Source organism: uncultured Mucilaginibacter sp. (assembly GCF_937859865.1).
Lineage (GTDB): Bacteria > Bacteroidota > Bacteroidia > Sphingobacteriales > Sphingobacteriaceae > Mucilaginibacter_A.
The window spans coordinates 1-3,002 of the sequence record NZ_CALMAT010000080.1; the positions used below are offsets into that span (position 1 = coordinate 1).

General features: G+C 41.9%; 4 protein-coding genes. 1 reads left to right on the forward strand and 3 read right to left on the reverse strand.

Annotated features, from left to right (window positions below; all coding sequences use genetic code 11):
• The 3 genes from Q0192_RS08430 to Q0192_RS08440 all read right to left on the reverse strand — a co-directional run.
• A partial coding sequence (locus Q0192_RS08430) for an ABC transporter transmembrane domain-containing protein (protein WP_299288867.1) occupies positions 1-1,002 on the reverse strand: 1,002 nt, incomplete at its 3' end.
• A gap of 61 nt (positions 1,003-1,063) precedes the next feature.
• Positions 1,064-1,594, reverse strand: coding sequence for a hypothetical protein (locus Q0192_RS08435; RefSeq protein WP_299288870.1), 531 nt, complete (start codon positions 1,592-1,594; stop codon positions 1,064-1,066).
• 74 nt (positions 1,595-1,668) lie between these two features.
• Positions 1,669-2,445 carry an SAM-dependent chlorinase/fluorinase gene (locus tag Q0192_RS08440; RefSeq protein WP_299288872.1) on the reverse strand — a complete coding sequence of 259 codons (777 nt, stop codon included), beginning with the start codon at positions 2,443-2,445 and terminating at the stop codon, positions 1,669-1,671.
• 99 nt (positions 2,446-2,544) lie between these two features.
• Here Q0192_RS08440 and Q0192_RS08445 point away from each other — a divergent pair.
• Positions 2,545-3,002 (forward strand): PhoH family protein (locus Q0192_RS08445; RefSeq protein WP_299288875.1); only part of this gene is annotated, 458 nt, incomplete at its 3' end.

Below are 3,002 nucleotides of genomic sequence, written 5' to 3' on the forward strand. Positions count from 1 at the left end.
TGCGCCAACAGCTTTCTGTAAGCCGGCATACAAATCGGGGAAACTGCCCATTGCAGCGCCAACAAAAATGGAATACAAAATAAAAGTGGTGAGGTTGCCGACCGACATTTCGTGATGACTGACCAAAACCGAACCGTACCAAATTACGGCTACAATCGCTCCGAACAAACAAAACACGATAAAAGAAGCAAATAAGCCGCGAAACTTGGCGCCGCGAACTGCAATTCCTGCCACTTCACGAATTTTTTTCTCGTATCGTCCGGCTTCAAATGCTTCGTTTACAAAGGCTTTTACGTTAGAAATTCCCTGCAAGGTTTCTTCTACAATTGTGTTGGATTCGGCCAGTTTATCCTGCGCTTCCCTCGAAATTTTGCGGATAAACTTTCCGAAGAAAAAAGCAACCACAATCAAAACCGGCAAAATCAGCAGCAAAGTGAGCGTTAGTTTGATGGAAAAGATCGCCAGCAAAATGATGCCGCCAATCATCAAAACCAACTGCCTGATCATTTCGGCCAGCGTTGTGGTGATGGCATCCTGGATTTGGGAAAGATCGGCAGAAATCCTACTGTTCAATTCTCCAACGCGGCGGTTGGAAAAGAAGTTCATCGGCAAAGTGATCAGTTTAAAATACGTATCACGACGAATATCGGCCAGCGCGTTTTCTGCAACCTGTACAAACCAAATCACACGGAAATAGGAGACCAAAGCTTGTAAAAGCAACACCGAAAAAGCCAGCGAACCAATGGCATTTATGGTTGGCGGCAAAAAAGGATAACGCTGTTTGCCTTGTGCCGCATCTATCAGCGCACCCAAAAACGAAGGAAAAGCCAACCCGGTCAGGCTTGATAAAAAAAGAAAAACCATAGCGAACAAAAACTTGCCGCGGTACGGTTTTAGGTAAACCAATAGTTTGGTTATTTTGCCGAGGCTTTCCCGGTTTAATTTAGCTTTTGGCAAATCCTGCTCGGGCGTGCTTCCGCTATTCAATCTTCCTCTTGCCATTTATTTTTTTAGTAAAACAGTAACAGCAGCGATTTTATCAAAATAGTTTGGCTTTGCCAATTTAGCGGGCTTTAGTTGACTTAATTTTGATGATTAAAAAGAGCATGGCCAAAACCAGGAGGAACGCGCCGACCAGTAAATTCTTGAAATGCCCGGCTTGTTTACTGTTTTCCGCAGCCTCTGCCTGCAGTTTTTCCGTTTGGCTGCGCAATTTATTAATGGTGTTCATAAAAGAAAGGTTGCGGTTTTCCGATTCCTGCGAACGGCCTAAAACTTCTGTCTGAACGGTGGTGCGGTAATCCAGCAATATTTTTAGCTCCTTAAAAACAGCATTGTCGGTTTTTACAAAGTCCATCAAAATATCGTTGGAGCGGCGAATATCCTTCTTCGTTTGCAAACCAAAAATGCCGGTGTGCATATCCAAACTCTCAAAATACTGGTTAAACTTTGCCGTGCGCTGTGTTAATAAACCGTTCACTTTTTTGCGTTGCAACTGGTAAGCCAAAGAATCGGTTTGCTGGCCAAATACAGCCGCAGACAAAAAAAGTACCGGTAAAAGAAGCATCAGCAAAATAAAAAACCGTTTTTTCATGGATAGTTGGTTTGTTTAAATTTTTATTGAGATTGCGGAACATGCAGAACTGATAACCGACAGCCGACAGCTTTCTAAAGAAATTCAATCCGAACAATATCGCCTACATTTAAACCCAGCAAACCACTGGCATTTCCTTTATTGATCGCAATTTCCAAATGGTCGCTGATGCCGAACAAACACAGTTTCTCGCCTTCCGGAACTTCGTTGTAATGCCAGCTCAGCTTGTTGATGGATTCGTTCCGCTTAAAATAAAGCACAAACTGCCTTCCGTTTTGCACTTCATCAAAAAGGTCTTTGGTAATGTTGGTGATGACGTTTTGAAAAGAATCAATATAAATCACACTTCCTTTAATCACGCTTTTATCAATCACCGGCCGCAGCGTCATCTTTTTTTCCAGGCGGATGATCGGAATACCAATATCGGTCAGTTTTCCTTTTTCGGCCAGATGACAGGCCGCTTTCACAAAAATATCAGCAATCGGAAAGTGAAGGAACTTTAAATCCTGCAAAATATTGATTTCTACAATTTCATCTGGGATGCGGTCAAAAATCAAAGAAAAGATGCCATTATCGGCTCCAACAAAATAATGGTTTTGGTAACGGATGGCCAGATAGCGCACATCTTCGTGGTAAACGGTATCAACACCAATTAAATGAACGGTCTCCTCCGGGAAATAATGGTAACTGTTTTTAAGGATAAATGCAGCCTGCGGAACATTAAAAGTTGAAACAGAATGGGTTATATCAATCAGGGTAACGTTTGGCAACAACTTTAAAATACTACCTTTAAGGGCAGCCTGATAGATGTCCCTATCGCCCAAATCTGTAGTTAAAGTTATAATTGCCATTAAAATCCTAATATTTATTACTAATCTTGTAGATAGCTTTAAACCGCTGCAAATATTAAATTTTTAAGGATAAAAAATGACAACTAAAAATTCTTAAGCTTGAACGAATTAAATTTAACGATTGATACCATTAACCCTGCTGTGTTGTGGGGTTCTAACAATGATCATTTTGAGCTTTTAAAAAAACAGTACCCGAAACTAAAAATCGTTGCCCGTGGCAGCGAGGTAAAAGTACTGGGCGACGAAAATGAGATCAAAAACTTTGAGGACAAACTAAACCAGTTGGTTGCATATGTAGAAAAATTTCAAAACCTTAACCTCAACGATGTTGAACGGATTGCAGGCACAAAAGGTTCTTTACCGTTGGCCGCACCCGAAACAAACGGGCAAGAAAAGCCGGGGACAGGCGAAGTGATCGTTTTTGGCACAAACGGGATTATGGTAAAGGCCCGCACGCCAAACCAGCAACGCATGGTGAACAGCATTACCAAAAATGACATTGTATTTGCCATCGGCCCGGCCGGAACAGGTAAAACTTATACAGCAGTAGCTTTGGC